The sequence below is a fragment of the Geodermatophilus sp. SYSU D00766 genome (assembly GCF_054049915.1).
The window spans coordinates 1-5723 of the sequence record NZ_JBJGYI010000081.1; the positions used below are offsets into that span (position 1 = coordinate 1).

The 5723-nt window shown below is 73.3% G+C and carries 6 protein-coding genes; 4 read left to right on the top strand and 2 right to left on the bottom strand.

Annotated elements, in window-relative coordinates:
- Nucleotides 1-1097 precede the first annotated feature (1097 nt).
- Nucleotides 1098-1280 (top strand): hypothetical protein, encoded by a 183-nt coding sequence (locus tag ACI8AD_RS24840; protein WP_456873202.1) that lies wholly within the window; start codon nt 1098-1100, stop codon nt 1278-1280.
- Between the two features lie 20 nt (nt 1281-1300).
- Here the strand turns inward: ACI8AD_RS24840 and ychF are convergent, their stop codons facing one another.
- Complete coding sequence (ychF, locus tag ACI8AD_RS24845; protein ID WP_456873203.1) at nt 1301-2374, bottom strand: redox-regulated ATPase YchF; 1074 nt, start codon at nt 2372-2374, stop codon at nt 1301-1303.
- A 107-nt stretch (nt 2375-2481) separates the two neighbouring features.
- Between ychF and ACI8AD_RS24850 the strand changes: the two genes are divergently transcribed.
- From ACI8AD_RS24850 to ACI8AD_RS24860, 3 genes are read left to right on the top strand one after another with little or no spacing between them, the layout of a single operon-like run.
- The gene (locus ACI8AD_RS24850; protein ID WP_456873204.1) at nt 2482-4014 is read left to right on the top strand and encodes a flavin-containing monooxygenase; all 1533 of its coding nucleotides are present in this window, start codon (nt 2482-2484) and stop codon (nt 4012-4014) included.
- A 20-nt stretch (nt 4015-4034) separates the two neighbouring features.
- Nucleotides 4035-5060 (top strand): alpha/beta fold hydrolase, encoded by a 1026-nt coding sequence (locus ACI8AD_RS24855; protein ID WP_456873205.1) that lies wholly within the window; start codon nt 4035-4037, stop codon nt 5058-5060.
- The gene (locus ACI8AD_RS24860; protein WP_456873206.1) at nt 5057-5422 is read left to right on the top strand and encodes a cupin domain-containing protein; all 366 of its coding nucleotides are present in this window, start codon (nt 5057-5059) and stop codon (nt 5420-5422) included. Before ACI8AD_RS24855 ends, ACI8AD_RS24860 begins: the two co-directional genes overlap by 4 nt.
- Nucleotides 5423-5425: 3 nt before the next feature.
- On the opposite strand, the gene ACI8AD_RS24865 is transcribed toward ACI8AD_RS24860, so the two are convergent.
- The coding region (locus ACI8AD_RS24865; protein ID WP_456873207.1) for an HNH endonuclease signature motif containing protein at nt 5426-5723 on the bottom strand (298 nt) is incomplete at its 5' end.

Consider the following 5723-nt stretch of genomic DNA (forward strand, 5'->3'; position numbering starts at 1 on the left):
CTCGTCGCGGAGTGCGATCGGGCAGCAGCGGCTCGAGCACCGCCCACTGCTCATCAGTCAGGTCATGCCGGTCCTGCATCCGACCGCTCTACACCCACGGCGGCAAGATCCGCCAGACACTCCCTAGCGGTGAGGGCGCTCCCAAGTGGGCATCAGCCACTGACCACGGCCAGCGTCGAGCCGCGTCTGAGCCGTCGCGGCGGCCGTGAGGTCAGGGTCTGGGATGCCCGCTGGCGGGACCCGGACGGCCGACAGCGCAAGCAGGACGTTCGCGAGGAAGGGCGACGCCGACCGGTTCGCTGCGACAGTCGAGGCTGACAAGCTGCGCGGGCAGTACGTCGACCACAACGACCGCACCACGGTTGCCGAGTACGCGCAAGCTTGGGCTGGCGCCCGTCCTCACCGGCCGACAACGGCCCGACGCGTGTCCGGGCTGATTGAGGTCCACATCGCCGGCACGCCACTCGGCGACCGGCGCCTCTCAGCGGTGCGCCCGTCCGAGGTGCAGACGTGGGCCACCGACCGCGCTCAGGTGCTCGCCCCGTCGACGCTGCGCAACCTGGTATCGCTGCTGCGATCGATGTACTCGAGTGCAGTGCTCGATCGGCTCGTCGCGTCTTCGCCGGTGGTACGGGTAGCCCTCCCCGACACGAACGAGCTCGCGTCGTGCCGCTCAGCGTCGAGCAGGTTCAGGGACTTTCGAGAGCGATGCCCGCGCGCAACCGCGCGATGGTGGTTGCTCAGGCCGGCCTGGGACTGCGGATCGGCGAGCTCCTCGCCCTGCGCGTGGAGGACGTCGACTTCCTGCGGCGCAGCGTCCGGGTTGAGTGGTTGATCGCGCCCGGCGCGAAGACGCGATCCGAGCCCAGGACCCCGCGGTCGCGGCGCACGCTGCCGCTCCCCCAGGTCGTTGCCGACGCGCTCGCCTCACACATCGCCGAGTTCCCGCCCGCGATCGACGGATCGATCTTCACGACCAGGACCGGGGCGGTGTACCGGCACGACTACTACGGCACGCGGATCTTCGCGGCCGCTGTGGAGCGTGCTGGCTGCCGGCCGGCACGACGTCGCACGACCTGCGCCATCACTACGTCTCGGTGCTGCTGGCCGCCGGGGAGTCCGTCGTGGCCGTCGCTGAACGACTGGGGCATGAGAACGCGGCCCTGGTCCTCAGCACCTACGGACACCCGATGCCCGACAGCGAGGAGCGGACGCGCCGCGCCGTCGATGAGGCGTGGTGTGCCATCACCGCGCCATCGGACCAGGCCGCACAAGCCTGACCAGCGAAGACGGAGAGGAGTTACACGTTGAAGCGGAACTCCACGACGTCGCCGTCGGCCATGACGTAGTCCTTGCCCTCGATGCGCACCCAGCCGCGGGACTTCGCCTCCGCCATCGAACCGGCCTCCACCAGCTGGTCGTAGGAGACCACCTCGGCCTTGATGAAGCCGCGCTGGAAGTCGGTGTGGATGACCCCCGCGGCCTGCGGGGCGGTGGCGCCGACCGGGATCGTCCAGGCGCGCGCCTCCTTCGGCCCGGCCGTCAGGTAGGTCTGCAGGCCGAGCGTGCGGAAGCCGACCCTCGCGAGCTGGTCGAGGCCCGGCTCGCTCTGCCCGATCGACTCCAGCAGCTCCGCGGCCTCCTCGGCCGGCAGCTCGACGAGCTCGGCCTCGGTCTTGGCGTCGAGCAGGATCGCCTCGGCCGGCGCCACCAGCGCGCGCAGCTCGCCGATCAGCTCCTCGTTGGCCAGCTCGTCGGCGTCGACGTTGAAGACGTACAGGAATGGCTTGGTCGTCAGCAGCGTCAGCTCCCGCAGCGGCGCGGGGTCCACCCCGGCGGCGAACAGCGTCTGCCCCGTGTTCAGCACCTCGACGGCGGCCTGCGCGGCCGACAGCAGCGCCGCGCGCTCCTTGTCCTTGCGCGCCTCCTTCTCCAGCCGCGGGACTGCCTTCTCCAGCGTCTGCAGGTCGGCGAGGACGAGCTCGGTGTTGATCGTCTCGATGTCGTCTCGCGGGGAGACCTTGCCCTCCACGTGCACGACGTCGGGGTCGCTGAACACGCGGATCACCTGGCAGATCGCGTCGCTCTCGCGGATGTTGGCGAGGAACTTGTTGCCCAGTCCCTGTCCCTCGCTGGCGCCGCGCACGATGCCGGCGATGTCGACGAACGACACCGTCGCCGGCACGACCTTCTGCGAGGAGAACAGCTCGGCGAGCTTCCCCAGCCGCTCGTCGGGGACGCCGACGACGCCGACGTTCGGCTCGATCGTGGCGAAGGGGTAGTTCGCCGCCAGGACGTCGTTCTTGGTCAGCGCGTTGAACAGCGTCGACTTGCCGACGTTGGGCAGCCCGACGATCCCGATGGTGAGACTCACGGAAGCCCAGCCTACGGGCCGCCGCGCGCGCGGACCGGGCCCCCGCCGATCCGCCGGCGACGCGTGCGACCCTCGTCACCCCCCCCCCCGCACCGTAGGAGGCACCGTTGGTCCTGCCCACGACGACGTCGCGGCACGCCACCGCCGCCGGACCGCTCCCGGCGCACGCCCGGGTGGTCGTCGTCGGCAGCGGGTTCTCCGGCATCGGCACCGCGGTCGCGCTGGCGCGGGCGGGCATCGACGACGTCGTCGTCCTGGAGCGGGCCGACAGCCTCGGCGGCACCTGGCGGGACAACACCTACCCGGGCGCCGCCTGCGACGTGCCCAGCCACCTCTACTCGTTCTCCTTCGCACCCAAGCGCGACTGGTCGCACGTCTACTCGCGGCAGGCCGAGATCCGGGAGTACCTCGAACAGGTCGCCGCCGACCACGGCGTCCTCCCCCACCTGTACTGCGGCACCGACGTCGTCTCCGGGCAGTGGGACGACGACGCGCTGCTGTGGCGGCTGGAGACCTCACGCGGCAGCCTCACCGCCGACGTCGTCGTGAGCGGGGCGGGCGGCCTGGTCGAGCCGCACCTGCCCGACGTGCCCGGCGTCGGGACGTTCCGCGGCCCGTCGTTCCACTCCGCCCGCTGGGACCACTCGGTCGACCTCGCCGGGAAGCGGGTCGCCGTCGTCGGCACCGGCGCGTCGGCCGCCCAGTTCGTGCCCGAGCTGCAGCAGACGGCGGCGGAGGTCGTCGTCTTCCAGCGCACCCCACCGTGGGTCATCCCGCGGGCCGACCGCGCCTACAGCGACCGCGAGCACCGGCTGCACGCCGGCGTGCCGGGCTTCCTGCGGCTGGCCCGCGGTCTGCAGTACTGGTCCCGCGAGGCCCGGCTGCGCGCGTTCATCGGCGGCGGGCGGCTGCGCGGGCTGTTCGAGAAGCAGGCGCTGCGGTTCCTCGAGGAGCAGGTGCTCGACCCGCAGCTGCGTGCCGCGCTCACCCCGGACTACGCCATCGGCTGCAAGCGGGTGATCGTCAGCGACGACTACCTGCGCTCCCTGACCCGGCCGAACGTGCGGGTGGTCGCCTCGCCGGTCACCGAGGTGCGCCCGCACGCGGTGGTCGCCGCCGACGGGTCCGAGCACGAGGTCGACGTCGTCGTCCACGGCACCGGGTTCCGGGTGATGGACATCCCGCTGGCCCACCGGCTGACCGGCCGCGAGGGCCGCACGCTGCACGAGGAGTGGGCGCGCTCGGGCGTGCAGGCCCACCGCGGCACCACCGTGGCCGGCTTCCCCAACCTGTTCCTGCTGCTCGGCCCGAACACCGTGCTCGGCCACACCTCCGTCGTGATCATGATCGAGGCGCAGATCGGCTACGTCGTCGCGGCGCTGCGGGCGCTGCGGGAGGCCGGCGCCGCCGCGCTCGAGGTGCGGCGGTCGGCGCAGGAGGCCTACAACGCGCGGCTGCAGGCCGAGCTCACCGGCACCGTGTGGAACGCCGGCGGCTGCCGGTCCTGGTACCGCGACGCGCAGGGGCGCAACTTCACGCTCTGGCCCACGCACACGCTCCCCTTCGTGCGCCTGATGCGGCGGTTCGACGCCGAGTCCTACGAGCTGCGCGCCGCCCGGCGCGTCCCCGTCCCCGCCTGACCACCCGGGAGTCCGCCACCATGCGCCCGTCCACCGCCGCCGCTGCCGGCCTCGTCGCCCTCGCCGCCGGTGCGGCCCTCGCCCGCCGCCGCGCCGCCCGTCCGGCCGAGACGCCGGACCTGCCACCGCCGCCGCAGGGGCGGGTGCGCACGGTGACCACGGAGGACGGCGTCGCGCTGCACGTCGAGGAGTTCGGCGCGGAGCAGCCGGTCGCCACCGTCGTCCTGGCGCACGGGTACGTGCAGTCCTCGCGGCTGTGGGCCGGGCAGGTGCGCGACCTGCTCGAGGCCCGCCCCGACCTGCGGGTGGTCACCTACGACCACCGCGGGCACGGGCGGTCCGGGGCGACGACGCGCGACCGCGCCACCATCGAGCACCTCGGGCGGGACATGGCCCGGGTGGTCGAGGAGGTGGCCCCGGCCGGGCCGGTCGTCGTCGCGGGGCACTCGATGGGCGGCATGACGCTCATGGCGCTGGCCGAGCAGCGGCCCGACCTGTTCGGCAGCCGCGTCGTCGGGGTGGCCTTCGTCGGCACCAGCAGCGGGGGCCTGGACGCGGTGACCTACGGGCTGCCGGCGCCGGTGGCCCGGGTGGTCAAGCGCCTGCTGCCGGTGCTCAACGAGCGCGCGGTGCGGGCCGAGCAGGCGGGCAGGCCGCGCGCCGTCGGCCCGCTGGACATGAAGCTGATCTTCGGCGGGACCGCCGACCCGGCCGACGTCCGGCTGGCGATGGAGGTGCACCGCGCGTGCACGGCGGAGACGGTGGCCGCCTTCCTGCCCACCTTCTCCGACCACGACCGCGCGACGGCGCTGGAGGCGCTGGCGGAGGTGCCGGCGCTGGTGGCCGTGGGCGACGCCGACCGGCTCTGCCCGGTCGAGCACAGCCGGGCGATCGCCGAGGCGCTGCCACTGGCGGAGCTGGCCGTCTACCCCGGCGTCGGGCACATGGTCCAGCTCGAGCGCCGTCCCGAGGTCAGCCGGCGACTGCTCGACCTCGTCGACCGGGCCCTCGCGCGTGCGCCCGAGTCGGTGGAGGCGGCGCCGTGACCGGCCCGGTCGACCTCGCCGCGGTGCTGGCCACCGTCGACGAGCCGTGGTCGCCGCGGACCGTGGCGGTGCTCAACGACTACGACGTCCGTGTCGTGCACACCCGCGGCGAGTTCACCCGCCACAGCCACCCGGAGACCGACGAGGTCTTCCTCGTCCTCGCCGGCTCGCTGACCATCCGGATGGACGACGGCGACGTCACGCTCGGCCCGGGTCAGCTCCACGTGGTGCCGCGGGGCACGCCGCACCAGCCGTACTCGCCCGAGGGCGCGCAGGTGCTGCTGGTGGAGCCGAGCGCGACGGTGAACACCGGTGACACCCCGAGCGAGCTCACGGCCGAGCGCCGGGTGGTCGAGCCGTAGGACTCAGGCGGCGGGTACCAGCGGTGTCGGGGTGCTGATCTCGGTGCCATCGGGCCGGAAGGTGTGCCACCGCCCGTCGGGTTGTCGTTCGACGCGGAAGCCGTGGTGGACCTGGGTGTGGTGCCGCTCGCACAACAGTGCGCTGTTGTCCAGGCTGGTCTCGCCGCCGTCGATCCAGTGCACGAGGTGGTGCACGTCGGCCCAGTGGCTCGGCGCATCACAGCCGGCGAAGACGCAGCCGCCGTCGCGCAGCTCGACGGCGCGGCGCAGCTGCCGGCTGACCAGCCGCTGACTCCGCCCG